Raw genomic sequence first — 26,150 nt, forward strand, 5'->3', positions numbered from 1 at the left:
GTGGTTTTATTCTTATGGCTTTAACCCATAGCCCAGCGTCTGGTTATCCGTGGCGATTCAGGCTGGCTGTTGTTCTGGTGGGGGTGATGGCCGCAATTGTGTGCGGCCGGATCATTCAACTGCAGATCGCCGACAAGGCGTTTCTGATCAAGCAGGGCGATGCCCGAAGCCTGCGCTCTGTGGCTATCCCGGCCTACCGAGGCTTGATCACCGATCGCCATGGGCAGCCTCTATCCGTCAGCACGCCGGTGACCACGGTCTGGCTCAACCCCCGGGAGCTGATGGGCGAGCAGGGCCACTGGGCTGCGCTGGCCCAGGCGCTTGACGTGCCACAGAGCCGGTTGAGCTCGATCATCCTGCGCAACCGGCAGAAAGAGTTTGCCTACCTGCATCGGCGCGTTGCTCCCCAGGTGGCGGAACAGATGATGCAGGCGGTGCAGGCACTCAAGGTCACGGGGGTTCATACGCTGCAAGAGTCCCGCAGGTTTTATCCGGCGGGCGCCTCCATCGCGCACGTCATCGGCTTTACCGATATCGACAACCGCGGTAGCGAAGGGCTCGAACTGGCTTATGAGAGTGTGCTGCGCGGGCGCGATGGCAAGCAGTTGGTGCTCAAGGATCGCCGTGGCCACTTGATCGAGGACCTGGGGGTTTCGCGCCTGGCCAGGCCCGGGCAGGCACTCGCGCTGTCTGTGGATCTGCGCCTGCAATACGTGGCCGATCGAGAGCTGCGCGAGGGCATTGCCAGCAATGGTGCGGATGCCGGCAGCGTGGTGATCATGGATGTGCGCACCGGCGAGATCCTGGCCTTGGCCAATCAGCCCAGCTACAACCCGAACAATCGCTCTCGGGTGACGCCGTCGATGATGCGCAATCGCGCAGTGGTTGATGTATTCGAGCCGGCTTCAACCCTGAAGCCGTTCTCGGTGGCCGCCGCGCTGGAAAGCGGGCGCTGGAAGCCGGGGGACAGGGTGCACGTGGCAACCGGCACCTTGCAGATCGGCCGATACACCATTCGCGATGCTTCCAGGACCGCGGGCGAAACTCTGGATCTGACCGGCATCCTGGTGCGTTCGAGCAACGTTGCCATCAGCCAGGTGGCCTTCGATATCGGCGCACCGCGGATTCATGACCTGCTGCACCGGGTGGGGCTGGGCCAGGAGACGGGCGTAGGGTTCCCCGGTGAACAGACCGGGGTGCTGCCCCTGCGCCGGGAGTGGCGGCCCACCGAAACCGCGACGCTGGCTTACGGCTATGGGGTGTCCGTTACCGCGGTACAGCTGGCCAGGGCTTACGCCACCCTGGTCAACGGCGGTGTCCGGGTGCCCGCTTCACTGCTGCGGGTTTCTGCCGTGCCCAAGGGCGTCCAGGTGATGCCGGCCAGCGTGGCCAACACCGTGAAAGACATGCTGGTGCAGGTGGTTGAAGGCCCCAGGGGCATCTATCGGGCCAAGGTGCCTGGCTATCACGTGGGTGGAAAAAGCGGCACCGCGAAAAAAACCAGCCAGGGTGCCAAGGGCTATCTGGCCAGCTCCTATCGCGCCATGTTTGTCGGTTTCGCCCCGGCGGCAAACCCCAGGTTCGTGATTGTGGTCGTGGTGGACAACCCCAGGCACCACGGCTTTTTTGGCGGGCTGGTATCCGCCCCGTTGTTCAGCAAGATCATGTCGCAGACTCTGCGCCTCAATAACGTGGCTCCCGATGATATTTGAAGCCTATGCAGCAAGAGTTGCCCATGCCGCAAATCAGTAACTTCAATCACCAGCAAACAGAAGATGCGATCGTCACCAAACGAATAATGGCAAGTGCCGTGCTGGTGGTTCTGCTGACCGCGGCGCTGGTGGTCAGGCTTTATTTTCTGCAAGTGACGCAACATGAGTACCAGGTTGCCGTTGCGGAAAAGAACCGCGTGCACATCAGGCTCATCCCGCCAGAACGGGGGCTTATCTATGACCGCAATAACGTGGTTCTGGCCGATAACGTAGCCAGTTTCAACTTGACCCTGACCCGTGAACGCGCCGGGGATGTCGGTGTCGTCCTTGGCCATCTGGCGCGGATTCTGCAATTGCCCGAAGCCGAACGCAGCCGGGTCGAGAAGGAACTGCGCCGCGCAAGAAGAGCCTTCGAGCCCGTGACGCTGATGCTGGACCTGACGGAAAAACAGATCGCGCAGGTAGCGGTCAATCAGTTCCTGTTGCCCGGTGTCGAGGTCCAGGCGCAGTTTCTCAGGCAGTACCCCCATGGCGAGCATTTTGCCCACTCGGTGGGGTATGTCGGGCGGATCAACGAGCAGGAGTACAAGCGCCTCGATCCGGCCCGATACCTGCGCAGCCAGTTGATCGGCAAGACCGGGATCGAGCGTTTCTACGAAGACGCCCTGCATGGCCAGATGGGGTTTGAAGAAGTGGAGACCAATGCCCAGGGCCGGGTGATGCGGGTGCTGCGCCGGCACAACCCGATTGCCGGGCAGGACATAGTCCTGACCCTCGACGCCGGGCTGCAGGGTGCCGCCGAGGAAGCGCTGGGGGACCGGCGGGGCGCGGTGGTGGCCCTGGACCCGGCCACGGGGCAGGTGCTGGCAATGGTCAGCCGGCCGAGCTTCGACCCCAACCCCTTCGTCAAGGGCATCTCTGCGCCAGGCTACGCCGCCTTGCGCGATTCCGATGACATGCCGCTGTTCAACCGGGTGTTGCGCGGGCTCTATCCCCCGGGCTCGACCATCAAGCCCATGGTGGTGGTGGCGGGCCTGGACAGCGGCGTGATCACCCCCACCAGCCAGGTGTTTGACCGGGGTTATTTCGAGCTGCCCAACTACAAGCACAAGTACCGCAACTGGAACCGGGGCGGCGAAGGCTGGGTGGACATGTACGACGCGATCATGCGCTCCAATGACACCTACTTCTATGACCTGGCCCACAGGCTGGGGGTCAGAAGGCTGCACAGCTACCTCAGCGAATTCGGCCTGGGGCAAAAGGTTTCGATCGACATGTTCGAAGAGGCAGCGGGATTGATGCCGTCCCCTGAATGGAAGCGCGCCACCCGCCGACAACCCTGGTTCCCCGGGGAAACCCTGATTCTGGGCATCGGCCAGGGCTATATGCAGGTCACGCCCCTGCAACTGGCCCAGGCCACCAGCCTGATCGCCAATCGGGGGATCTGGCACCGGCCGCACCTGGCGCTGGCGGTCGGCGGCCAGGCGCCGGTCGACCCCAGGCCCATGCCGAACATCGTGCTCAAGGATGCCCATTCCTGGGATCAGGTCATCCAGGGCATGCAGATGGTCATGCACAACCCCCGTGGCGTAGGCCGCGCAGCAGCCCGGGGCGCGCAGTACCGCATTGCCGGGAAAAGCGGCACGGCGCAGGTGGTGGCGATCAAGCAGGGCGAACGCTACAACCGCAACAAGACCCATGAGCGCCACCGGGACAACGCGCTCTTTGTCGGCTTCGCCCCGGCCGAACAGCCGGCCATCGTGGTGGCGGTGATGATCGAGAACGGCGAGGCCGGGGCCCGGGTGGCCGGCCCTGTGGTGAGGAAAGTCATGGACGCCTGGCTGCTCGATGCCAGTGGGCATCTGCAGCCGCAGTTCGCCGTACCGGTATCCAGCGACAAGCGCGCAAACACCCTGACGGTAAACGCCAGCTAGGCGCGCAGGAAATCAGCCAGGGCTCCAGGGCCCGTCAGGTTCACATTCAAAACGGTAAGCGAGGAAACAGCGGGTGCGAGTCATTGAATATCTGGGTTGGAGTGTGCTCGCGCTGGTCAGCGTGGGGCTGCTGGCCGCAAGCGGCACCTACCTGTATCTGCAACCCCGGCTTCCCGATGTCGCTGCCCTCAGGGACGTGCATCTGCAAGAGCCCCTGCAGGTCTTCACCCGGGATGGGAAACTCATTGCCGAGTTCGGTGAAGTGCGGCGCATACCCCTCGCCAGCGCGGACATCCCCCCCGACTTTCGAGCGGCCTTCATGGCCGCCGAGGACGGCAACTTCTATCAGCACCCCGGGGTCGACCCGGCCGGGTTGCTGCGGGCGGCGTTCGAGTTGCTCAAGAGCGGCCACGTTCGCTCCGGCGGCAGCACCATCACCATGCAAGTGGCGAAGAACTTCTTCCTGAGCCGCGAGCAGACCTTTTCACGCAAGCTCAGCGAAATTCTCCTGGCCCTGCAGATCGAGCGCAGCCTGAGCAAGGAGGAAATCTTCAACCTGTATGTCAACAAGATCTACCTGGGCAAGCGCGCCTATGGCATCGCGGCAGCCGCCAGAATTTATTACGGCAAGCCGGTGGCGCAGCTGAGCCTGGCTCAGGTGGCGATGATTGCCGGGCTGCCCAAGGCGCCATCGCGCTACAACCCGATCAACAACCCCGCCAGGGCCAAGCAGCGCCGCGACTGGATTCTGGGGCGCATGCACGCGTTGGGCAGCATCGATACAGCCAGGTATCAAGCAGCCCTGGCGCAAGGGGTAGACGCCAGCTACCACGCCCCGGAACCCGAGATCGATGCTCCCTACATCGCAGAAATGGTCAGGGCGGAAATGTTCCGGCGTTTTGGCGATGAGGCCTACACCCTGGGCCTGCGGGTAGTGACCACGGTTCCCGGTTCATTGCAGGCGTCGGCCACTTCCGCGCTGCGCAAGGGCTTGAAGGTCTATGACAAGCGCCATGGTTACCGCGGCCCTGAAGGGCATTTCGCAGGCCGGGCCGGCAGCCAGTGGCCCGAGCGACTGAAGGCTTTTCCAGCGTATGGCGGCTTGCGGGCGGTGGCGGTGACCCAGGTTTTCGAGCAAAGCATCAGCGTGGTGGATGACCGTGGCCAGGAGCACTCCGTGCCCTGGAGCAGCATGAAATGGGCGCGCCCCTATCTGGGCCACAGCGCCTTGGGGCGCCAGCCGGTGCGCCCGGCCGAGGTGGTCAAGGTCGGGGATGTGATCCGTGTCGACCCCGAGCACGATCCGCTGCTGAGCTTCAGCCAGGTGCCCAGGGCCCAGGGCGCGCTGGTGTCGATCGCCCCGGAGGACGGGGCGATCCAGGCGCTGGTGGGCGGTTTTGATTTTCAACAAAGCAGCTTCAACCGTGTGCTGCAGGCCAGGCGCCAGCCGGGTTCGAGCTTCAAGCCCTTCATCTACTGCGCGGCGCTGGACAGCGGCTACACCCCGGCGACCCTGGTCAACGACGCCCCCATCGTCCTGGGGGGCGACTACTCCGGCCCGGTGTGGCGCCCGCAGAATGAGAACCGGACCTTCCTGGGGCCGATTCGCCTGCGCGAAGCCCTCAACCGCTCAAGGAACATGGTCTCCATACGCTTGCTGCAAACCATGGGGGTGGACAAGACCATCGACTACATCGCCCGTTTCGGGTTCGACCCCCAGGACCTGCCTCACAACCTTTCCCTGGCCCTGGGCACCGCGTCGGTCACGCCCATGGAGGTGGTTGCGGGCTGGAGCGCCTTTGCCAACGGCGGCTACAAGATCAGCCCGTACTTCATAGAGCGCATTGAAGACCCCAAGGGCCAGATCGTGTTCCAGGCCAGCCCGCGTTCGGCCCCCACTGCACAGCGGCCAGCCCCCGAGGCGGTGGCCGAGCAGATAGTCGACAGCCGCACCACCTACCTGCTCACCAGCCTGCTGCAGGACGTGGTCAAGCGCGGCACTGGCCGCGCCGCAGCCGCCATGCAGCGCCCGGACATCGCGGGCAAGACCGGCACCACCAACGAGGCCAAGGACTCCTGGTTCACCGGTTACAACGGCCACTACGTCACCAGCGTCTGGGCCGGTTTCGACCAGCCGCAGAGCCTGGGGCGGCGCGAATGGGGCGTGACCATCGCGCTGCCGATCTGGATGGACTTCATGACGGCGGCGCTCGAGGGAACGGCGCCTTACTCCCAGCCGGAGCCGGATGGCATCGTGACCCGCCGGATCAACCTGGAAGATGGCAGCGCCGCCAGCGCGCAGGCGCCGGGCACGGCGATGGAGGTGTTCAGGAGTGACAACGTGCCGCCGGTGGGCGCGGGAGAGGGGGCAGCTGTCGACGGCGCTGCGGACATGCAGCGCACGATGCAGGAACTGTTCTAGTGGCCGGGCCGGGCCCTGATGGCGAGAACCGCTCCGGCGATTTTCCAACAACCGTTGCGTAATGGATAGTTGGCCATAGGATGTGCGCGTTGCCGATGATGATCGGGCCCCATCGTCGTGATCCTTTACTCAGTTTCAAGGTTGCTGCATGAATCCGGATGACTTCAAGAAATTCAATATCGGCTCAATTGTTCGGGCCACTCAAAGCTCTGCTGCGCTCAAACACCAGCTCGGCTTCCTGATCAAGGTTCTGGAGGAACTGGATATCCAGTTCTCCGACTGCGAGCAGGATCCTCTGCGCCTGGCGAAAGCCTATGTTGCCGGGGAGATTCCTGCTGAACGCTGCAAGGCGCAGGCTGCACTCTGGTGGGCAAAAATCGATGAGCAAGGGGCAATACGAGGGTTCAAGGACCGGGAGGTATTGAAGGCACGACTGGCCATTTGTCTGCTGTCGAATGATGAGGACGATATTTCCGTGTTGGGAGATAACCTCTCGTGGTTTCTTGAGGTGTTGGGTTTCTTGAATGTGGAACCGATGAAGCCAATTGAAATGATGAGAGAGTATTTCGAGTTCAAATAGAAGTTCATTCGCGCCCGGCTCGCTCTCGGTGCCCTGGCCGGCAGCCTGACGACAGGCAAGACCCCATGCGTTTTGCTGGCTCCCACCGTCACGCTGGCGGGGTGCTCGACGCGTTTTCCATGAGCCGCATGTGGATTTCATTGCGCTTGATCGGGCGCTGATCCTGCCTGCACAAGGTGTTCCTGCGCGCGGCTCAATCGGCGAGCGCGCAGGGGGCGAGCTACAGGCTGGGAGCCTCTTGGTTCACTTTCAGCTCGAAATCGAAGCCGATGCTCCGTTCATGGAGGATCTCGGTAATGCGTTTGAAAAACCAATCGACTTGCTCGGGCAGTTCGTGCAAACCCAGTACCCGGATAATCAGGTGCTTGCCGCAGGCATCGGGAATTTCGCTGTAGATCTCTTCACTTTCGATGAAGGTGATGTAGGTGTTGATCTTCTCTTGCAGCAGGAGCAGGTGTTCGCTGTGTGCCGCTTCGTCACCCCATTCGAGGGGGTCGACCATGATCAACAGCAGGCTGTCGGGCGCGGATTTGGGGATGGCCCAGATATCGATGACTTTTGGATTGGTGATGGACATTGCTGATCCTTCAGAACGTGGGGGCGGCGGCATTATAGGCCGTAGCGATGGGTTTCTTCAGTGGGCAATCGGTGGTCGCGGTTCCGGCCCGTGGGCGAGGCCAGGATGGGCTGCCGGGGCTTGCCCCGTTCAGGCGCAACCTGATCGAGCGGCGTTGTGCTCTTTTCAACAGCGGTCTGATCGACGGTAGTGACAAAACGCCACCATCTGCTATGGCTTGTTAGGCCCCCCTGGATAGATGCCGAGCTCCAGGTGCCATTGCCCAGAAAAATCGAGACGGCGCGGGCCGCGTTATTCGACTTAACTGATGCTCACCCGCCAAGGGGGACATGGGCGCAGGAGGACCGAGTGGGGCCTGCGTCCCGACAGGCCTGGATTGACCCGAGTGAGTATCGACGTTGCCGTGCCGGGTGGGCCGCTAACCTGGTCGTCGGGGTGTTTGCAGCTCTCTGACACTCAGTCGATAGCGTGGAATGACAGCAGGGAAGTACCGACCATTCTATTAGAGAGATAAAAAATGAACGTCAGGACAATGAATCTTGCTCCAAGGTCTGCCGCCTTTTTCTCGCTCATTGTCCTGGTGGTGTTCGCCCTGGGCATTGTCGCCGTGCTGCAAATGGGCAAGCTGCGAGACGCGGAGCAGGATGTCGAGACCAACTGGATGACCAGCATCCGCGAGATCGGCAAGATGAAGAGCAGCGTCTTGCGCCTGCGTCTGGAAAGCATCCGCATCACCGTGACCACCGACGAACAGCAGCGCCAGACCCGCATCGCCTCGTTGAGCGGTTATCGATCCAACCTGCAGAACACCATCAACCAGTACGAACCCCTGATCACCGGGCCGGCGGAGCGTGAGCTGTACCAGGCTGTAGCGACCGATGTGCAGGCCTACTTCAAGCTGGTGGACGAGCTGGAGCCGCTGCTGCGCAGTGGCGACAACGCCGCGGCCATCACCCTGATCAACACCCGCATCAGCCCCATGACCAACGCCATGCAGGAGAAGATGGACAAACTCTCGGACTTCAACGACGAGGGCGCCAGGCAGGCGGGGATCACTGCCGCGTCGGTTTACAGCAGTGGCCTGACGCTGGTGCTGGTGTTGATGGGGGTGACGGTGGTGCTCACCGTGGTGTTGGCGGCGGTGCTGACCCGCAGCATCACCGCGCCCATCAGCGACGCCCTGGCCGTGGCCGAACGTATTGCCGGCAGCGACCTGTCCCGGGAGATCGGCGTCAGTGGCCGCGATGAAGCCGGCCGCCTGCTGGCCGCCCTGGCGCAGATGCAGACCAACCTGCGGGAAACCATCGCTCACATCGCCGATTCCTCCACCCAACTGGCCTCGGCCTCGGAAGAAATGACCGCAGTGACCGAAGACGCCAGCCGCGGGCTGGTGCGCCAGAACGACGAAGTCAGCCAGGCGGCCACCGCCGTGACCGAAATGAGCGCCGCGGTGGACGAGGTGGCCCGCAACGCCGAAGCCGCCGCCCAGTCGTCCCGCGAGTCCATGGAGTTCACTCGCTCCGGCATCGAGAACGTGGCCCAGACCCTCAAGGCCATCGAAGGCCTGGCCGGCAACGTGGCCAGCACTGGCGAGCAGGTCAAGGCGCTGTCCAGCCGCGCCCAGGACATCAGCAAAGTGGTGGAAGTGATTCGCGCCATTGCCGAACAGACCAACCTGCTGGCCCTCAACGCCGCCATCGAAGCCGCCCGCGCCGGCGAGCAGGGCCGCGGCTTTGCGGTGGTGGCCGATGAAGTGCGGGCCCTGGCCCACCGCACCCAGCAGTCGACCCAGGAAATCGAACAGATGATCAGCGCGATCCAGGCCGACTCGACCCACGCGGTGAGCGCCATGAACGTCAGCGCCGAGATGGCCAGCAGCTCGATCTCCGTGGCGCAGAACGCCGACCTGTCCCTCAAGCAGATCGCCCAGGCGATTACCCAGATCAACGAACGCAACCTGCTGATTGCCACCGCCTCGGAAGAACAGGCCCAGGTGGCGCGCGAGGCGGACCAGAACCTGACCAGCATTCGCGAGCTGTCGATCCAGAGCTCGGCGGGGGCCAGCCAGACGGCCAGCGCCTGCGGGGAGATGGCCAATCTGGCGATCGAGTTGAACCGGCTGGTGGCACGGTTCAAGGTTTGAGCGCGGTTTTTTGCCCTACGGTGGTCTGGTTCCTCCGTAGGAGCTGGCTTGCCAGCGAAGCTCGCCAACGATGATGTGCAATCAGCGAATCAATGCGGCGTCGGCGAGTGTTTTGCAAGCCAGCGTGCGCCTGCCCGAATGTGTTCTGGCGTTCGCTCTGTTGCACGCTTGAATCTGTGTTTAGCGCCCGAGCTTCTCCATTGCTGCATCGGCCAGAAAGGACGACCGGCTCTTGATGTTGTGCTCGCGGACAAAGCGGTCGATCTGCTGAATCACATACCCCGGCAAGGTCACGTTGACCTTCTCGGTCTTGCCCAGGTAAGGCGTGATGTCGATCTCCAGCATGCCCCAGCCCATGCCCGCAAAATCAGGGTGGGTGCGGAGCTTGCCGGTGGCAGAGGGCAGGGGAATGGCCTGCCCGGCGCGGGCCCGTTCTTCGAGCATGACGTGGGCAATCTCGATGGCGGCGCTGTAGGCAGCCTCGAAGGTGTCACCGGCGGTGACCGCGCCGGGAATGTCGGGAATCTGGATGCCGGTGGCGGTGTGCTCGTCGCCCCACTCGATGCAGATGGGATATTGCACGGGGTTCTCCTCAAAACAGGTGCGAAGAATGCTGGGAGCTAAAGCAGCCCGGCCAGTTTCCTGATGGCCCTGACCGTTCCCCGTGGCAGATCCTTCTTCGGGTGAGGCACCGGAACGGTGTTGGGCCTGTAGGGATGCTGGAACAGATGATGGCTGCCAGTGACTCGCTCCAGCACCCATCCCGCGGCTTCAAGCTCCTTGATCAACAGTCTGCTTTGCACCTCCATCTCCTTGTCGGGGTGAGAGGTGCTTTATAACTCCAGGCGCATGATAGCCCAGGTTGAATTGTGTGTCTGGAGTTATGTATCAAGGGGTGTCGTTGAGCAGGGGCCGGTGTGATGGGCTTGTCGCAGGTGACATAAAAGCCCCATCGGCTTTTCATGGACGTTGCACGGCCGCCCATTGCACTATTGCGCCGGCCTTTCAGCCACCCATCACCCTCCCGTCGAAGACAGAACCCTCGACGGCCCCTTGCCAAGGAAGTCATCAGACCCATGACCGTCAGCGAACTGCTTGCCGCCATTCGTAAACCCTATGTCGAAACCCTGGCGCGTATCGCCGCAGAAGGGGCGGCGCATGTCGAGCCCGCTTACCGCAACAGCGATGGTTCGCTGGCGGTTGAAGGGGCCATGGGCACGCCTTGCCGGGTGGATGTGATTGCGGCCGAGAGCGGGGAGCCGGTGCAGGTCGATTCCGAAACCGAGCTGGGCTTTGAGCCTGTGCGCTTTGCGATCGAGCAGATGGCGGTGGTGATCTCGCCCTTTGGCTGGGACTGGTTGCCCCTGGAGGTGCGGGGCTTGAGCCTGGAACAGGCCTCTGAGGTTATTCGGGTGTGGTTCTTTGAGTGGTTCGATGGCGAAGACGAGAATTCGCCAACCGAAGAAGGGCTGCAAGGGGTGCTGCACTTTGTGTCGGACCCGGAGGCCACGGAGGAGGGGTACAGGGTCAAGATTGACCTCGGCTCGGCGTCCGAAGAAGCGCTGGAAGCACTGCTGTTTGCATTGGCCGATGCCGGCGCCAGCGGAGCTTTTCTCGCATAGAGCAGGGGGGGGGCAAAACGGCGACCCCGAACCGACCTGATATCGCTTCCCCTGTAGGAGCTGGCTTGCCAGCGAAGCTCGCCAACGAAGACGCGGATCCACCTTCTTACCGCGTGCACCTGGGAGCGGGTGGCGGCCAACCCGGCATCCTGTCGGGTTGGCCACGGCTCAATGCCTGCCTTCGACCCTCCTGTGCGCAGGGGCAGGAAGATCCACAGCCAACACCGCCAACAATGGCTTCGCTCTCAGAGCTTCATGCCCACCGCCAGCCGGTTGAAGGCATTCATCAAGGACACGGCCAAGGTCAGGTCGGAAATTTCAACGTCGCTAAAGTGCGCTTTCAGCGGTTCGTACAGCTCGTCCGGCGCGCCCTTGTCGTGGACGTAGGTGAGGGTTTCGGTCCAGGCCAGCGCGGCGCGCTCGCGTTCGCTGAACAGTTCGCTGACGCGCCAGCCGGCCAGGCAATCCAGCTTGTCTTGCGCCACCCCACACTCGCGCAGGGTCTGTGAGTGCTTGCCCAGGCAGAACGAGCAGCCGTTGATCTGCGACACGCGCAAAAACACCAGTTCCACCAGGGGCAAGCCCAGGGGGCTTGCGACCAGGGCGGTGTTGGTGGCGAGCAGGCCTTGATAGGCGGCTGGCGACAGGGTGGCAAAGGGCAGTCTGAGTTGGCTCATGGTGAAACTCCGATAGGGAAAAAAGTGATCAGGCACAAACGAGAGGGTTGAACAGGGGCTGCAAGGACAGTGCGCTGCGGGCCTCGTCGAGGGTTGCACGCACGGCCTCGTCACCGAACACCAACCCTTGCAGATAAGTGAACTGCAGGTCGAACAGGCCGAGGGTGTTCAGCACCTGGCGCAGGTAAGGCGTCAGAAAATCCGGTTGGCGTGCCCGTTCGCCCTGGTGAAAGCCGCCGGAACTGACCAGCACATGCACCGGGCGGTCCTTGAGCAGGCCGACCTTGCCTTCCGGGCCGGAACTGAAGGTCCGGTGAATGCGCAGCACGTAGTCGATCCACAGCTTGAGCGCCGCCGGCAGGGTGAAGTTGTGCATGGGCGTGGCAATGAGCAGGGCATCGCTGCGCTCCAACTCGCCGATCAGCCCTTCGGACACCTCGAACAGTGGCGCGTCGAAGGGTGTGGGGGTGGTCAGGGCGTGGGCGTAGTCCATGCCCAGGGGTGGCAACGGATTGGCCCCCAGATCGCGCTCGACCAGTTCCAGGTGCGGATAGCGTTGGCGCAGGGAGCTCACCAGTTCCAGTGCCAACTGGTTGCCATGGGAAACCTGGCCACGGGGGCTGGCGTTGATCAGTAGAAGGTTGTTCATGCCGGCTCCCCACCTTGAAGTCGTTGAGTGAAATGCATGCCACGGGCCAGCAGCCCCTGACGGAAATAGAAACGCTGGGCCAGGGGCATATGCAGGCCGGTATCCAGCACCAGGTGATCGCATTGACGCTGCACGGCCTCCTCCCGCACGGCGCTCAACAGCCGCGCACCCAAGCCGCTGCGCTGAAGCTCCGGGCTCACGACCAGGTCATCGACGTAGATGAAGCGCCCGTAGAGCAGGTTTTCCAGCTCGCGGTAGCCCGCCAGGCCGACGATGCGCTCAGCGTCCCACACGGCAAGCAAGCGGTAGCCCTGTTCGGCCTGCCGGGCTACTTGGGCGACATAGGCCGCCGGGCTGGTGAGGTGGGGGCGCAAGACACGCATCAAGTCGAAACTGGCCGCCAGGGCCGCTTCGCTTTCGAGGTGTTGAAGGGTGTAGGGCATGTCCGTCATCCGCTGAAAAGAGATGACCCACTTTAGAAGGTCAATGGCTTAAGCTACAGGGCCAAAAAATGCATAAATGACTAGGCCATGATCCTTCCTTTCGAATTGGACCGCAGCCAGACGGCGCCGATCTATCGCCAGCTTTACCAGCGGTTTCGCGAGTCTATCGCCGATGGCCGCCTGCGTCCGGGGGACCGAGTGCCGGCGGTTCGCGCCTTGGCGGCGGAACTCAACCTGGCGCGGGGCACCGTGGAAGCGGCCTACCAGCTGCTGATAGGCGAGGGCTACCTGACTGCTCGCGGGGCCGCCGGGACCATTGTCACCCCGCAACTGGCACCGGTTTCGGCGCCCACGCAGCGCGCCCCAGTGGCCCCCACGACCTACCAGGCCACCCATGCCGGCACCTCGCCCCTGGCCCTGCAAATGGGCCTGCCAGCGCTGGATGCCTTTCCGCGCAAGCTCTGGACCCGCCTGGCGGGCCGGCAACTGCGCCAGGCGGGCGTCGAAGGCCTGGTCTACCCGGACGCGCGCGGCTACGCCCCGTTGCGGGCAGCCATTGCCTCCTACCTGGGGATTTCCCGGGGCATCAGCTGCCACCCGGAGCAGATTTTCGTCTGCGCCGGCTACCGCGCCTGCCTCGACCTGATCAGTCATACGTTGATGCGCCCGGGCGCCACCTGCTGGCTGGAGGAGCCCGGCTACTTCATGGCCAGGAGCGCGCTGCTGGAAGCCGGTGCGCAACTGGTGCCGGTGCCCGTGGACGATCAGGGCCTGGACGTCGCCCAAGGCATCGCCCGCGCCCCGGAGGCCGGCTTTGCCGTGGTCACCCCGACCCACCAGAGCCCGCTGGGGGTGTCGCTGTCCCTGCCGCGGCGCCTGGCCCTGCTGGACTGGGCCAACCGACAGGGCAGCTGGATCATCGAGGACGATTACGACAGCGAATACCGCTACCAGGGCAAGCCCTTGCCGGCCCTCAAGAGCCTCGACCAGCAAGGCCGCGTGCTCTACACCGGCACCTTCAGCAAAGTCCTGTTTCCAGGACTGCGCCTGGCCTACCTGGTGGTGCCCGCCGAACAGACCCCAGCGTTCGCCCGCCAGGCGGATCGTTTGCACAACCACTGCCCGCACCTGCAGCAGGCGACGGTCGCGGCCTTTCTCAACGAGGGGCACTTTGCCCGGCATCTGAACAAAATGCGGGGCCTGTATGCGCGTCGGCGGCAGTGGTTGGTTGAGGCGTTGCACCAGGCGTTGGGTGGGCGTTTGCAGATAGATCCGCAGGCGGGGGGCATGCATGTGGTGGCTGGGCTGGGGGAGGGGGACGATGTGCAGATTGCCCGGCGGGCGCGGGGGGAGGGGATTGCGGTGGAGCCGTTGTCGCAGTGGTATCTGGGGGATGGGGTTAGGCAGGGGTTGGTGATGGGGTTCACTAATGTGGTCAGTGCGGAGCAGGCGGCGAGTGTGGCGCTGCGGTTGGCTCGGGCCATTGGCTGAAAAGGGGGCTACGGCCGCTGAGGCTGGAGTCTTCCCTGTGGCAGCCCCCGCCATTTGGCAGGCCACAACCCCTGTGGCGAAGGCTCAAGGGCCAGACCAAAACCTGTAGCCGCTGTCGAGTGCAGCGAGGCTGCGCACGAGGACGCAGTCCTCGCCAAACCTGCCGATGCTTTTCACCTGGTTGCATACGGTTCTGTGGACATATCCGTTGCTGCGGTCATGGCTGCTTAGGGTTCCGCTCTTACAGCGACTCACTTTTGAAGAGCGCAAAAGTAAGCAGTTTCCTGATGGCCCTGACCGTCGAAACCTGTAGCCGCTGTCGAGCGCAGCGAGGCTGCGCACGAGGACGCAGTCCTCGCCAAACCTGCCGATGCTTTTCACCTGGCTGCATACGGTTCTGTGTACATATCCGTTGCTGCGGTCACGGCTGCTTAGGGTTTCGCTCTTACAGCGACTCACTTTGGAAAAGCCCCAAAGTAAGCAAAGGGCTCCTGCCCCCGCATCCGGCGCCTCGCCTAGGCTCGGCGTCCCCTCACTCCGGCATTGCTCCGGGGGCCCGCCGCCACAGGCCATCCATGGCCTGATGGCGGCTAGCTCGGCATCCATGCCGAGCTGCCCCCTGCGCAACGCCTGCGTTCGGCCTTCTGGAGGGGGCAGGAAGATCAAGAGCAAGATCAAAAGCCAAAGCAAAACCGAGCGCGTTTTACGCGCTTTCGTAGGAGCCGGCTTGCCGGCGAATTGGCCCATAAGCCATACATCAGCTCTTGCTGACGCCTGCGCTCGGCTTCCTGAATAGCCAGGAAAATCAAAAGCCAGATCAAAAGCCAAAGCAAAGCCCAGCGCGTTTTACGCGCTTGTTGAGTTCAATGGCGTTCAAGGCTCTTGCGCTGTTCGCCACTGAATCACCTCCAGCACCGCGCAGCCCTCCCGGGTGAGCAGATGCACCCCTCGGGTGACCCGCGTCAGGTCGCAGTCGGCAATGTCTTTCAGGTTAAGCGTGGACAGCGTGTCCATCAGATCCCGCACCACAGTGAAACGATGGGCCGCACTGCTGGCCAGATCGCTCAGAGAGGCGTGGGTGTCGAGGTAGAAAACAGCTTGGTTGGCGTCGTGGGTGTCGACGGCGGTAAAGCGCGAGAGTGGCTGGTCAATCATCGGTACAGCTCCTGTTTATGGAGCAATCACCTGGGTTGCCGACGACGAAGAAAATGGCCGCTGTGCGCGCCTATGACGACCGGAGAATCACCGCGCACAGTCGCCATAACATCCTGTCGCGGGCACCGGAAAGGCGACTGCAAAGGTGTTGTGGACGCTGATGCTGCGTTGTAATTCGACCGGCCAAGGTCGCCGCGGATGTTGCTGCGAGGGGCGAACTATAAGGGGAGAGTTTGCGCAGTACAACCGTGTGCCGATGAGGATGTTTGAGGCGGTGTGTCATGACGATAGCAATGGTCACGGCAGGTATGTGATGAGCTTCTGGTTGTGGATCCTCAATGGCGGTGCCCACCCCAAAGAGCTGAATATACCCAGGCACTGGCGCCGCTGTTGCGCTCCAAGGGCGATTGACCATCGCCGGCTGGGGCGGCAGTGCCGATAGACGACACTAGAAGGACTTGTAGGGCGTGCCCGCTCCGGGGCGGCTCTCGCAAGCCAAGCCTGGCCATGAATGGCCAGGCTTGGCTCTGCGGGCTTCGATCCTCACGCCTGCGCGCTCCGCTTGCCAGGCCCCAAGTGCCGATGAGCCACCTTCGCTTATCCAAGGACTACAGTTGAGAGTGCCGTTGCCCGAAGTTCAAGGTTGTTGATTCCCGTCCTGTCTGGCATGTCTGATGCCCCAGAGCTGAAGGGCCTAAAGACATCACATGTAAAAGCTATAGCTGACCTGTGGCTTCTCCGAGGTAGCCACGTATTTCATGATGTCCCCGACCTTGTTGGCGCACTCCAAAGTGATGGGTAGGCGTCCATCAAGCTGGGTGTTGTTCCAGTTCATCTTGGTCAGACCAAGGATCTCCTTGCACAGGTCTTCCAGGGATGAGTCGCTTTCGAACGTTTCCACGCGCAGCGGGCTTGGGATGTACATACCTGGGTACGTCTTGTAGAAGTCGACAATCCCCTTCGTGTAGAGCACGCCCTGAGTTTCCGATAGGCTCAGCAGTGTCCCCCGGTTTGGTGGGTAGTTCTTGTCGCTGAACAGCCGGATATCGGTGGATGTGATCGACACCAGGTCTTTTGTCCTGATCCCCTTGGCATCCAGCACCCTAGAAAACCCTGATACTTCGGTAGGCCTGAACTGGCTGGACTTGTGGATAACGACGCGAGCAGGCTTCTGCATCAGCGCTTTTTCATATTCCGCCAATGCGCTGTTGAGCAGTTCGTAGGCCTGAGATTCGTCCATGTAAGGGCGCCTGTCCCGCTTGTCCAGGGACACTGGTGCACCGCGCAGAATGACTCCATGGCCGAACTCGTCGAACACTTGAGCCAGGCTGGTCGAGACGGTTTCGCCATCCCGGCTCTTGTAGAACCCAATCCCGATGTAGCAGGTTTTGGGCTTGAACTTGTCCTCGACCAACCGCCACGGCACAGTGCGGTTGCCCTTGTAGTAGAGGGCGGTGCAGAAATTCCAGGCCTTGGTGGCGAGATCTTGCTGATCGATCGAGGGTTTGACGGACAGGATGGTCTTCTCGCGAACGAGCTGCAGGGGAATGCCGAGGTGCATGCAGCGCGCTTTCAGAAGTCGGCGGAAGTTGTGTTCCAGGTAGGCTTCGAGCGACTCGGTATCTTTCTCCCCAGTCGCCTTGGTCAGAGAGTCGAAGATGTCATTTGGGACAACACAGACTATCACGTCGATGGAGCGGTTCTCGGACAGAAATCGGATCTGCTCGTAGTAGAGCTCAACGCACTTCACTACACGGTCTTCACGGGCCGTGATCTGCGATATGTTGTTGATTTCTGATTTCTGCAGGGTACGTGTGTACTGGGGAGAGGACAGGATTTTGGTGTAGAACCCATGGTATTCATCCACGCCACCAAACCCCCTGAACAGATTAGGAAACTTGGTTTCTTCTTTTCCGACGATTCCGCGTTTGCATTTGTCCAGCCATTCATCCAGGAGATCAACACCTTCACCGCGTCCGACGATGCCAATGCGTAACTCGCTACGTCGCAGCTCATCGCGTTTGTCATAAACTCCCAGGGTTTCGATTCCCGTCCTAGGGCATATGTGCGCGCCGTTTCCGAACTCCAGCATTGGCTCTTTGAGGATTTTAATCTTCAAGGGCTAACTCCTCATCAAATTCAGCGCCGACTTGTTCGCCGTCTACCAATTTTTCTTCGCAAGTGATCTCTAATAACTCGCCGAAGAATTCTATTTCATCCGCTGATCTGTCTAGGGCAGGAGTCGAGGCAGAATTATTAGGCGAAGCGTTAGTAGTGAGATTATTGGTTGAGCGTAAGTAGTAGGCCAAGAATCGAACAATGTTTCGTACGCTTTGGTTGAACTCAAGTCTTTTTTGTTTTGATAGCAAATCTTCATGGAAGCGAGACTTGCGATTTCCGTCATAGGTATAAAGCCAGCTTGGCACAACGAGTGCATACCACTGCTGCGCAATGCTAGTAAAGCTCAGTTCGAATGACAAATGAACATGATGGGCGAGCCGCGTGGGTTCTCGCTTGGACATTACCTTCTCGTACACTCGACGGGTTGATTTCTTTTTTCCTATCCAGTCTTCTTTGCGGCCTTCATCGTCTGGGTTGTGGGGCTTGAAGAAATAGAACTTGTCTCGGCGGTCGTACACGATGTTGTGAGGCTTGACGATCTCACGTACATGATTATTTAGGAGTATCTTGAAAATATTGATGTTGTCGTCGATCTCAGACTCGGAGAGGTCTCGGGACTCAAGTGCTTCAATGGTGCCGACATCAACAATATGTCGGATGCTGGAGTTGTTGATTTCCTCGAAGGTGAAGATTCGATTCTCGAAAACTACCCAGTCATCCGTGCCAGATCCATTGAGTAGTAGAGCCATCTTTACAAGGCTTTGCCTGGAGCAGCTATTTTTTCTGAAGTTCAGGTGTTCGCGGGCTTGCTCAAGGATTGAGGCTTCATTCAGCAACAGTTCGGCGACGTATATTGTTTCAGGCGGTGTTACCGCAATGAGGTTGGAAGTCAGTGTGTGAGATTGAAGGCCTTCCTCAGTATTGAAGTCCAGGTATGCCTTGATGTCCCCCAAGATGATCTTGAAGTCATTCAGCACCCGATCCTGAGCGGGGATGCGAAGCCCGGACACTTTGGCCAGGATGTCGCCAAGATCAATGATATGGTTCTTCGTCGAAAACTCGAATGCTCCATTTGTGATGGCGTCAATCGCGGACTGGCTGTAAGAAGCCTGCTTATTGGTCAGCATCAAAACATACAGTTCATCAAACGTGTTGTAGAACTGCTTGTCGACGAAGTGGGTCAAGGTCTTTTTGACCTTTTCCAGGGAAGTGGTGGCGGTAACCTGGAAGGCGACACGGTCATGGTCATCACCCAGATCGATGCCGGGGAAGTTTTTCTGCCGCCTATTGAGGTTGATCAGGTTGGGTAGGTTGTATGCCGCTTTCAGGATCGGAATCAACGCATCTTCCAGCGACAGGTTGATGTCAAGCCTGCCTTGTTTGGTTGATAGGTCAACCTGATTAATGATTCTGCTGACGACATCCCTTAGTTCATTCTCAATCTCTAACTGTCTCAATGCTAGACACTTCCCTATTGACCGAATCGATAGTGGTGCTGATACGAGAGCTGAGGCCGCTGGGCCTATTCCAGGCCACAGGAAGTGGCATTGTACCACCATGGAATGAGCGTCTGTTCTGGGGGGATTGCTAACCCCTTTCTGTACGGCTGCACTTGGCAGGCAATTCAATGTTGGTCAGATGAGGTGGCTACGCTGGTATTGGGTGCACAAGAGCTGAAAAACTAAATCAAGGCTCACTGATTAGCCCCTTGTAGATGGGCCTAACCGCCCAAGGCCGAGAAATGGTGGCGCATGTAAAAGCCATTTCGGGTGTCCTCAGCATGTGGGCCGCACTTCTGAAATTAATCCATCTCATCACGCATTGGTGAGATTGAACTCTCCATGACCTGTACCCGTTGCAGGTGCCTATTCCGCGGCGGGTGCAGCGTCCGAAGGGAACTGCACTAGTCTATTGGAGTGCGGCTAAGGTCTAGTATGTGAGTGGTGGCACTTGGCTTGCTCATCTTGTTTGACCTCGCCATCATCTCTAGCTCGAGGTTCTCTGCGAGGTAGGGCTGGATGGAAATGACGTCTCTGAGGCTGCTTCATCGAAGCATGATTTCAATTGGTAGTGACATGCAGCAGTTCTTGGTGATAACGGGCGCCGCGAGCTTTGATTGCCTCTTCTCTACCCGCGACACTCCGTTTGTCCTGACACTCACCGCCCGTGGCGAAACACGGGGTTTCTTCCGCTTCGAAGTGCTCAACGGCTACAGAATCCGGGACTACCTGGGTGACATGTATGGCGACTTGGTCGCGGTGCTTCGGTCGGACGGGACGAGTGGTGAGCCGTTGAAGCCCAAAGATTTCCTGGCGCAACTGAACCAAGCCATTCCGACGCAAGCTACTGTGCGGGCCAACCCCAAGCCTTCTGAAATTTTACGCCTGCGTCCTGACATCACCGAGGAGCGCGAGAAGCCCTATTTCAACGCTTGGATTTACTGGAAGGAGGAGAGCGGTCGACGTCCCAGCGAGGAAAATCAGCACAAGACACTATTGCTGCTCGGGTCGGAGGCTGCGCGCCACAGCCGCGAGCGAAATGCCTCGTCGCGATGGAGTGCTACCGATACAGGTGGGGTTTGGAAAGTCTAGGCCCACCGTCGCGCGATTTAACAGTCAGTTGGGGGGGCTGAGTTTGTCTTAGTCGCAGTGGCAGGCAATGAGGGGCCGAACTGAACTGGCTCCCACAAAAAACGGTTGATGGTCAGATCACCGATCTCTGGTTTTAGACGTTGCTCCAGGTGTTGCAGCGGTTGATCTTCTTTTCGCACTGGCAGATTCCGGCGTTACTGCGTGGCTTGGCTAGAGGTCGATTTCGGTTGTTGATTGAATCAGATAAGTAAACGCCACCATTGAGATCGCTACGCCCGCTTCGCATTCGTTCGTAGCCTTCGGCAGCTCCTACAGAGAACGCGAGCAGCAATAAAACAGGCCGGCCGGTAGGCCGCCGTCTGCTTTTGCTCTTGCTTTGGCTTTTGATCTTCCTGCCCCCTTAGACACGATGGCCGAACGCAGGCATTGAGCCGTGGGTAACCCGGCAGGACGCCGGGTTAGCCGCCCCAGGCCATGGATGGCCTGTGGCGGCGACCCACGGATCAATGCCGGAGTGAGGGCATGCCGAGCCTAGGCGAGGCACCGAGTGGAGGGGCAGGAGCCTTTGGTTACTTTGGGCTGGCCGGCATTCCGGGTTTCAAAGTGACTCGCTGTAAGAGCGAAACCGCCAGTGGCAGCACCCGCAGCAACGGATATGCCCTCCAATCTCAATGCACAATCTGCGCAAGAAACGCCTTAGCCCTCTCACTCTTCGGCGCGCCAAAAAACGCCTCCGGCGGTGCATCCTCCACAATCCGCCCCCCATCCAAAAACAACACCCGCTCCGCCACCTGCCGCGCAAACCCCATCTCATGGGTCACACACAACATGGTCATGCCGCTGCCGGCGAGCTTCACCATCACATCCAACACCTCACTCACCATCTCCGGGTCCAGCGCCGAAGTCGGTTCATCAAACAACATAATCTTCGGCTCCATGCACAACGCTCTTGCAATCGCCACACGCTGTTGCTGCCCGCCAGAAAGCTGGCTCGGGTATTTATTCGCCTGGTTCTCGATGCCCACCTTGGCCAGAAACCCCCGCGCCAACTCTTCTGCCTTTTTCCGCGACAACCCGCGCACGGTCATCGGTGCCAGGGTGCAGTTGTCCAGCACGCTCATGTGCGGGAACAGGTTGAAGTGCTGGAACACCATGCCCACTTGGCTGCGCACCTGGGCGGCTTCGCGGGTGTTTTGCGAGAGGTCGGTGCGGTCCACCAGGATCTGGCCTTTTTCGGCAATCTCCAGGCGGTTGATGCAGCGGATCAGGGTCGATTTGCCGGAGCCGGAAGGCCCGCAGAGGACGATGCGTTCGCCCTGGCGCACCTTGAGGTCGATGTCGTGCAATACGTGGAAGGCGCCGTAGAACTTGTTCAGCCCGGCAATATCGATCACCACTTCACGCGGGTCGGCAACGGGTTGGGCGGGCGCTTGGGAGGCGGCGGGAAGCGGGGCGGTCTGGGTCTGCATGGCGGTTCTCCGTCGGTCAGTTGAAGCGCTCGGCGCGGTAGGGGGTGGGGTCGGTGAAGGGCGTTTCGCCGGTGACCATCTGCGCCAGCAGTTGGCCGCTCACCGGGCCCAGGGTCAGGCCGTGGTGGGCATGGCCGAAGTTGAACCACAGGCCAGGGTGGCGCGGGGCGGGGCCGATCACCGGGCACATGTCCGGCAGGCACGGGCGGCGGCCCAGCCAGGGTTCGGCGTCTAGGCGTTCGCCCAGGGGGTAGAAGCGGCGGGCCAGGGCTTCGCAGCGGCGCAGTTGGATTTCGTTGATCGGGTCGTCGCAGTCGGCGAATTCGATGCCGGTGGTCAGGCGGATGCCGCCGACCATCGGCGCCAGGACGTAGCCGCCTACCGGGTCGAGGATCGGGTGCTGCAGGCGGGTGCCGGGCACGGCGGCGTAGTGCATGTGGTAGCCGCGCTTGATCGCCAGGGGAATGCGGTAGCCCAGGGGCTCGAAGAGGCCGCTGGCTTGCGGGCCGAGGGCCACCACCACTTCCTGGGCGCTGATCGGGCCGAGTTCGCTGTGCACCTGCCAGCCGCCTTCGATCTGGGTCAGGGTCAGGGCATCACCGATGACGAATTGGCCGCCGCGCTGCTTGAACAGTTCGGCGTAGCCGCGGGTCAGGCCGCCGGGGTCGCTGACGGTCTTGGGGTCGAGCCAGTGCAGGCCGCCTACTACTTCGGGGTGCAGGCCGGGTTCCAGGGCCAGCAATTCGGCGCGGTCCAGTACCCGGTAGTTGAGCTGGTAGTCGCGCAGTTCGGCGGCGGCGCGTTGGGCGAAGTCGAAGGCCTGCTGGTCGTTGAAGGCTTCGAGCCAGCCGCCGTCAGCGATCAGCTCCAGCATGTTGGCCGGGCGGGCCAGGGCCAGGTGTTCGGTGACGCAACGCTCGATCAGCGGCAGCATGGCGCGGGTGGCGGCGGCCAGGCCCTTGGGTGAGGAGTGGCGCCAGTATTGCAGCAGCCAGGGGCCGGCCTTGGGCAGGTGGCGCAGGCTGTAGCGCACGTCCGATTGCTGGTTGAGGCCGTAGCGCACCAGCTTGGTCACTTCCCGGGGGAAGGCGTAGGGAATCACGCTGGCGCGTTCGATCAGCCCGGCGTTGCCGTGGCTGGTGCCGTTGCCCGGGGGCTGGCGGTCCAGCAGGACCACTTGGCGGCCGCGGGCCTGCAGGTGCAGGGCGCTGCTGACGCCGACGATTCCGGCGCCCAGGACGAGGGTTTGGCAATGCATGTTTCAGTCCTTATGACAGGGGCCGCGGGGCGGCCCGCTCAAGGGTTCAGTTCAGGTGCCGGCCCAGGCGGCCTTCCAGGTACTTGAGGCTGCGCCGCACCACTTCGACGATCAGCAGGTAGAGCACCGCGGCCCACAGGTAGATCTGGAAATCGAAGCTGCGGGAGAAGGCCAGCTTGGTCACCCCCATCAGGTCGTAGATGGTCACCAGGGAGGCGATGGCGCTGGCCTTGATCATCAAAATCAGCTCGTTGCCCAGAGGCCCGATGGCGATCAGCAGCGACTGCGGCAGTATCACTTTGCGAAATGCGGTCCAGCGCGACAGGCTTAGGGCCTTGCAGGCTTCGCGCTGGCCCTGGGCTACGGCCAGCAGGCTGCCGCGCAGGATCTCCGCCTGGTAGGCGGCGGTGTTCAGGGTGAAGGCCAGCAGGGTGCAGAACCACGCGTCGCGGAAGAACCACCACAGGCCCACGTCCTGCCAGAAGCCTTTGAACGAACCCAGGCCGTAATACAGCATGAACAGCTGGGCCAGCAGCGGCGAGCCACGGAAGAAGTACACATAAGCCCCGGTGAAGCGCCGCAGGAAACGATTGCTGGACAGCCGCCCGAGGGCAATCAGCAGGCCGAGCACGGCGCCCAGGCTGAAGGAAATCGCCACCAGCTTGGCGGTCACCAGCAGGCCGTCGATAAAGCGCGGGCCGTAGCGTTCCAGCAGTTCCTGGTTGAGGAACAGGTTCAGCAGGTCATCCAGGTTCATGGCTGCAGGCTCCGTTGCGCACGGTTGAAGCGCCGTTCAAGAAAGCTGAACAGGTGCCCCGACAGCGCCGAGAAGAACAGGTAGCCAAAGCAGGCCACGCTGTAGAACAGCATGGGTTCCTTGGTCACGCTGACCGCGAGGTTGGTCTGGCGCATCAGGTCCACCAGGGAAATGGTCGACACCAGGGAGGTGTCCTTGAGCAGCGACAGCCAGTTGTTGGAGAGCCCCGGCAGAGCGATGCGCGTCAGTTGCGGCAGCAGCACCCGGTTGAAGGTGGTGCGCCGCGACAGGCTCAGGGCGCGGGCGGCTTCGTACTGGCCCTTGGGCAGGGTCTTGAACGCGGCCAGCCAGATCTCGCTGGAGAAGGCGGCGAACACCAGGCTGAAGGCGATCATCGCGGCGACGAAGGTGTTGATCGCCACTTCACCGGGGTAGCCCAGGGCGCCGAGGATCTTCTGCGCGGCAATCTGGCAACCGTAGTAGATGATCAGCAGGGTCAAGAGCTCCGGCAGGCCGCGAAACACCGTGGAAAAGGTCGTGGCCCAGGCCCGCGCCCAGCGGTTTTTCGAGCGCGCGGCCAGGGCTACGGCCAGGCCCAGGGGCAGGCCGATGGGCACGCAGGCCAGTGCCAGGGCGATGGTCACCAGGGCCCCGGCGAGCAAGGCCGAGCCCCAGCCGCCGCTGGCGAAGGACAGGAGTGACAGCTGTTCGAACATGCGCGAACCCTCTGGAAAATTGAACCGTGCAGGGCGCCGCCGCGCTCAAGGGAACGCGGGGCAAGGGCAGCGGCAAAGGCGGGCGGTCAGTAGATGTCGAAGGCGAAGTAGCGGCTGGAGATTTTCTTGTAGGTGCCGTCGGCAACGATCTCGTCCAGGGCCTTGTTCAGGCGCTCGCGCAGGGCGTTGTCTTCCTTGCGCACGGCGATGGAAGCGTCGGCGGTGGTGCCGTTGACGTCGCCGATGATCTTGCAGCAATCCTTGCCGGTGCTTTCAGCCCAGGCCAGCAGCGGGAACTTGTCGGCGATCACCCCGTCCACGCGACCGGCGGCCAGGTCGCTGTTGGCTTCGTCCAGGGTCGGGTAGAACTTCACGTCGGCACCGGCCGGGCCGTAGTGGTCCTCGGCGTAGATGGCCTGGGTCGAGGAGGCCTGGGCGCCCACGGTGCGGCCCTTGAAGTTGGTCTGGGCGTCGGTGATGTCCGAGTCCTTGGGCACCGCCACCGACAGCGGGGTGCGGTAGTAGTGGTTGCTGAAGGCGATCTTCTTCTTGCGTTCGTCGGTGGCGATCATCGAGGCCACCACGGCGTCGTATTTCTTCGCCAGCAGCGCCGGGATGATGCCTTCCCAGTCCTGGGCGACGATCTGGCACTCGACCTTCATGCGCTCGCACAGGGCGTTGGCGATGTCCACATCAAAGCCGTGCAGCTGGTTGTTGGAGTCCACGTAGTTGAAGGGCGGGTAGGCGCCTTCGGTGGCGATCTTCAGGGTTTCGGCCTGGGCCGTGGAGGCGGCGATGACCAGGGCGCAAGCGCCGGCGAAGCGGAGGACGTTGTTCATGGAGCACCTCGGTTATTTATTGTTTTGGTCGGGCGGACGATGTGTAGCCAACAAACTCGTTATGCAGGGCAGCGGTGGCTTCCAGGCGTTTTTCCACCTCGGGTCCCAGGTGCTTGCACACCTCGTTGACCAACAGGTGCACCAGCGACAGCATGGCCGCGGTGGACTCCCAGAACAGGTTGAATTCAGTGGGCACGCGGAACACCTCGTCGGCGTTCTGCTCGGCCCAGTCGCAGAAGGTGTCGGTGACCAGGGTCACCGGAATGCCGGCCTCGCGGGCCTTGTGGCACAGGGTCAGGGCGTGGCGCGAGTAGCGCCGGGCCTCGAACACCACCAGGGCGCAGTCCTCGGCGGGGCTCAGCAGTACGTCGGCGAAATGCCCGGCGGCGCCGTCCACCAGGTGCACGCCATCACGCAGGTATTGCAGCAGGTGGACCATGGAGGCGGCGATGCCGCGCTCGGTCTGGAACCCCGCCACGTACACCCGGCGCCGGCTGGCCAGGCGCTGGACCACGGTCTGCCAGGCCGGGGTCAGGCTGTATTCGTAGACCTTGACCAGCGCCGCCACTTCCAGCTCGAAGCTGCGGGGCAGGCCCTGGGCCGCCGGGTTGGGCTGCTGGCGAAATTCCTGCAGGCGGTCGCCCACCAGCCACGGGCCTTCGCCGAGGTCGTTCTTCAGGTCGTTTTTCAGGTCCTTGAAATGGCTGTAGCCGATGGCGCGGCAGAAACGGCCGACGCTGGATTCGCTGACGCCGAGTTTTTCGGCGATGTCGGCGGCGGTCTGGAAGGGCAGTTCATAGAGGTTGGCCAGCATGTAGCTGGCAATCGCCCGGCCCGACGCGGTGGCGCTGGACAGGCTGCTTTCAAGGCGTTGCTTGATGGGTTGGCTCATGGTTGTTTTCATTCTTGTGGGCCGTTGACAATGGAAAATGAATGTTTTCTGTCATGAAGTCAACATTTGACAGTTAACTGGCGTGACGCGATAGTCAGGCAC

Annotated in this window: 23 protein-coding genes and 1 pseudogene; 9 read left to right on the forward strand and 15 right to left on the reverse strand. The window is 61.6% G+C overall.

Features of this window, described 5'->3' with window-relative positions:
* The first annotated feature begins 86 nt into the window (after positions 1–86).
* The 4 genes from AC1RMG_RS00990 to AC1RMG_RS01005 all read left to right on the forward strand — a co-directional run bounded on the left by AC1RMG_RS00990 (position 87) and on the right by AC1RMG_RS01005 (position 6,648).
* Positions 87–1,712: a peptidoglycan D,D-transpeptidase FtsI family protein gene (locus AC1RMG_RS00990; protein ID WP_493168009.1), complete on the forward strand. Its 1,626-nt coding sequence runs from the start codon at positions 87–89 to the stop codon at positions 1,710–1,712.
* Between the two features lie 23 nt (positions 1,713–1,735).
* Positions 1,736–3,646 carry a penicillin-binding protein 2 gene (gene mrdA / locus AC1RMG_RS00995; RefSeq protein WP_072444777.1) on the forward strand — a complete coding sequence of 637 codons (1,911 nt, stop codon included), beginning with the start codon at positions 1,736–1,738 and terminating at the stop codon, positions 3,644–3,646.
* 73 nt (positions 3,647–3,719) lie between these two features.
* A complete protein-coding gene (locus AC1RMG_RS01000) occupies positions 3,720–6,068 on the forward strand; it encodes a penicillin-binding protein 1A (protein WP_493168011.1) in 2,349 nt (782 codons plus the stop codon).
* A gap of 148 nt (positions 6,069–6,216) precedes the next feature.
* The gene (locus AC1RMG_RS01005) at positions 6,217–6,648 is read left to right on the forward strand and encodes a hypothetical protein (RefSeq protein WP_041752106.1); all 432 of its coding nucleotides are present in this window, start codon (positions 6,217–6,219) and stop codon (positions 6,646–6,648) included.
* A gap of 220 nt (positions 6,649–6,868) precedes the next feature.
* Here AC1RMG_RS01005 and AC1RMG_RS01010 read toward each other — a convergent pair whose 3' ends face one another.
* Entirely contained in the window at positions 6,869–7,225 is a 357-nt protein-coding gene (locus tag AC1RMG_RS01010; RefSeq protein WP_065363518.1) for a DUF6572 domain-containing protein, read from the reverse strand.
* 532 nt (positions 7,226–7,757) lie between these two features.
* Here AC1RMG_RS01010 and AC1RMG_RS01015 point away from each other — a divergent pair.
* Together AC1RMG_RS01015 and AC1RMG_RS01020 are read left to right on the forward strand one after the other, a co-directional pair.
* A pseudogene (locus tag AC1RMG_RS01015) lies at positions 7,758–8,513 on the forward strand (MCP four helix bundle domain-containing protein); the annotation flags it as partial.
* Between the two features lie 66 nt (positions 8,514–8,579).
* Positions 8,580–9,368, forward strand: a complete 789-nt coding sequence (locus AC1RMG_RS01020; RefSeq protein ID WP_370059486.1) for a methyl-accepting chemotaxis protein — start codon at positions 8,580–8,582, stop codon at positions 9,366–9,368.
* A gap of 180 nt (positions 9,369–9,548) precedes the next feature.
* On the opposite strand, the gene AC1RMG_RS01025 is transcribed toward AC1RMG_RS01020, so the two are convergent.
* Entirely contained in the window at positions 9,549–9,950 is a 402-nt protein-coding gene (locus AC1RMG_RS01025) for a type II toxin-antitoxin system HicB family antitoxin (RefSeq protein WP_123473651.1), read from the reverse strand.
* 38 nt (positions 9,951–9,988) lie between these two features.
* The gene (locus AC1RMG_RS01030) at positions 9,989–10,171 is read right to left on the reverse strand and encodes a type II toxin-antitoxin system HicA family toxin (RefSeq protein ID WP_077935001.1); all 183 of its coding nucleotides are present in this window, start codon (positions 10,169–10,171) and stop codon (positions 9,989–9,991) included.
* Positions 10,172–10,444: 273 nt separating this feature from the next.
* Here AC1RMG_RS01030 and AC1RMG_RS01035 point away from each other — a divergent pair, with 273 nt between their 5' ends.
* Positions 10,445–10,990, forward strand: a complete 546-nt coding sequence (locus tag AC1RMG_RS01035; RefSeq protein ID WP_041774153.1) for a hypothetical protein — start codon at positions 10,445–10,447, stop codon at positions 10,988–10,990.
* 245 nt (positions 10,991–11,235) lie between these two features.
* Here AC1RMG_RS01035 and AC1RMG_RS01040 read toward each other — a convergent pair whose 3' ends face one another.
* From AC1RMG_RS01040 to AC1RMG_RS01050, 3 genes are read right to left on the reverse strand one after another with little or no spacing between them, the layout of a single operon-like run.
* Positions 11,236–11,667: a carboxymuconolactone decarboxylase family protein gene (locus AC1RMG_RS01040; protein ID WP_011060488.1), complete on the reverse strand. Its 432-nt coding sequence runs from the start codon at positions 11,665–11,667 to the stop codon at positions 11,236–11,238.
* Positions 11,668–11,695: 28 nt separating this feature from the next.
* A complete protein-coding gene (locus AC1RMG_RS01045; protein ID WP_103408227.1) occupies positions 11,696–12,316 on the reverse strand; it encodes an FMN-dependent NADH-azoreductase in 621 nt (206 codons plus the stop codon).
* Positions 12,313–12,759 (reverse strand): GNAT family N-acetyltransferase, encoded by a 447-nt coding sequence (locus tag AC1RMG_RS01050; protein ID WP_493168016.1) that lies wholly within the window; start codon positions 12,757–12,759, stop codon positions 12,313–12,315. The genes AC1RMG_RS01045 and AC1RMG_RS01050 overlap by 4 nt, the downstream gene beginning before the upstream one ends.
* An 87-nt stretch (positions 12,760–12,846) precedes the next feature.
* Here AC1RMG_RS01050 and pdxR point away from each other — a divergent pair, with 87 nt between their 5' ends.
* Positions 12,847–14,250, forward strand: a complete 1,404-nt coding sequence (pdxR, locus tag AC1RMG_RS01055; RefSeq protein WP_493168018.1) for a MocR-like pyridoxine biosynthesis transcription factor PdxR — start codon at positions 12,847–12,849, stop codon at positions 14,248–14,250.
* Between the two features lie 873 nt (positions 14,251–15,123).
* Here pdxR and AC1RMG_RS01060 read toward each other — a convergent pair.
* From AC1RMG_RS01060 to AC1RMG_RS01070, 3 genes are all read right to left on the reverse strand, one after another.
* Positions 15,124–15,405, reverse strand: a complete 282-nt coding sequence (locus AC1RMG_RS01060; RefSeq protein WP_493168020.1) for a hypothetical protein — start codon at positions 15,403–15,405, stop codon at positions 15,124–15,126.
* Positions 15,406–16,108: 703 nt separating this feature from the next.
* The gene (locus AC1RMG_RS01065; protein ID WP_493168022.1) at positions 16,109–17,524 is read right to left on the reverse strand and encodes an argonaute/piwi family protein; all 1,416 of its coding nucleotides are present in this window, start codon (positions 17,522–17,524) and stop codon (positions 16,109–16,111) included.
* Positions 17,514–18,983 (reverse strand): SMEK domain-containing protein, encoded by a 1,470-nt coding sequence (locus tag AC1RMG_RS01070; protein ID WP_493168024.1) that lies wholly within the window; start codon positions 18,981–18,983, stop codon positions 17,514–17,516. Before AC1RMG_RS01070 ends, AC1RMG_RS01065 begins: the two co-directional genes overlap by 11 nt.
* A gap of 567 nt (positions 18,984–19,550) precedes the next feature.
* On the opposite strand from AC1RMG_RS01070, the gene AC1RMG_RS01075 reads away from it, so the two are divergent.
* Positions 19,551–20,117 (forward strand): DUF6037 family protein, encoded by a 567-nt coding sequence (locus AC1RMG_RS01075; RefSeq protein WP_493168754.1) that lies wholly within the window; start codon positions 19,551–19,553, stop codon positions 20,115–20,117.
* A gap of 668 nt (positions 20,118–20,785) precedes the next feature.
* Here AC1RMG_RS01075 and AC1RMG_RS01080 read toward each other — a convergent pair.
* The 6 genes from AC1RMG_RS01080 to AC1RMG_RS01105 form a co-directional block, all read right to left on the reverse strand.
* Entirely contained in the window at positions 20,786–21,586 is an 801-nt protein-coding gene (locus AC1RMG_RS01080; RefSeq protein WP_493168026.1) for an amino acid ABC transporter ATP-binding protein, read from the reverse strand.
* A gap of 16 nt (positions 21,587–21,602) precedes the next feature.
* Positions 21,603–22,844, reverse strand: coding sequence for an NAD(P)/FAD-dependent oxidoreductase (locus AC1RMG_RS01085; protein ID WP_493168028.1), 1,242 nt, complete (start codon positions 22,842–22,844; stop codon positions 21,603–21,605).
* A gap of 46 nt (positions 22,845–22,890) precedes the next feature.
* Positions 22,891–23,601 carry an ABC transporter permease gene (locus AC1RMG_RS01090; RefSeq protein WP_011060496.1) on the reverse strand — a complete coding sequence of 237 codons (711 nt, stop codon included), beginning with the start codon at positions 23,599–23,601 and terminating at the stop codon, positions 22,891–22,893.
* Positions 23,598–24,317 carry an ABC transporter permease gene (locus AC1RMG_RS01095; RefSeq protein WP_011060497.1) on the reverse strand — a complete coding sequence of 240 codons (720 nt, stop codon included), beginning with the start codon at positions 24,315–24,317 and terminating at the stop codon, positions 23,598–23,600. Before AC1RMG_RS01095 ends, AC1RMG_RS01090 begins: the two co-directional genes overlap by 4 nt.
* Positions 24,318–24,403: 86 nt before the next feature.
* Positions 24,404–25,156, reverse strand: coding sequence for a transporter substrate-binding domain-containing protein (locus AC1RMG_RS01100; RefSeq protein WP_123723547.1), 753 nt, complete (start codon positions 25,154–25,156; stop codon positions 24,404–24,406).
* Positions 25,157–25,172: 16 nt separating this feature from the next.
* Positions 25,173–26,048, reverse strand: a complete 876-nt coding sequence (locus AC1RMG_RS01105; protein ID WP_047285528.1) for a MurR/RpiR family transcriptional regulator — start codon at positions 26,046–26,048, stop codon at positions 25,173–25,175.
* Positions 26,049–26,150 lie beyond the last annotated feature (102 nt).

The sequence above is a fragment of the Pseudomonas sp. GW822-FHT04H02 genome, from assembly GCF_058800645.1.